Raw genomic sequence first — 323 nt, 5'->3', positions numbered from 1 at the left:
GCGCCTTGCCGGCCCGTTCCAGCAGCGACCAGGCCTTGTCGGCCGGCGACAGCGGGATGTCCTGCATGAAGCGGATGGTACTGATGCGGTTGGCCCAGCTGTTGTACGGCGACACGTAGGCGCGGCGGACGTCGGCCGGCATCCTGCGCTCCACGCCCAGCCACGAGGCGCCGGACGAGAATGCGTGGAAGCTGCGGATGATCCACTCGCCGATCTTCCAGTGGCGGCCGAGCGCGATCTGCCAGGGCATCTTCTTCGCCGCCGGCATCGGGAACGCGGCGGTGTTGAGCACCACCAGGCGCTGGACCTGGGCGTGGTGCGAC

At 69.3% G+C, this 323-nt stretch carries 1 protein-coding gene; it reads right to left on the bottom strand.

Annotated elements, in window-relative coordinates:
* Window positions 1-323: hypothetical protein (locus tag EN846_RS34215; RefSeq protein WP_210236157.1), on the bottom strand; the 323-nt coding region annotated here is incomplete at both ends.

The organism is Mesorhizobium sp. M4B.F.Ca.ET.203.01.1.1 (assembly GCF_004791025.1).
GTDB classification, from domain to species: domain Bacteria; phylum Pseudomonadota; class Alphaproteobacteria; order Rhizobiales; family Rhizobiaceae; genus Mesorhizobium; species Mesorhizobium abyssinicae.
This window is presented reverse-complemented; position numbering and strand designations above follow the sequence as displayed.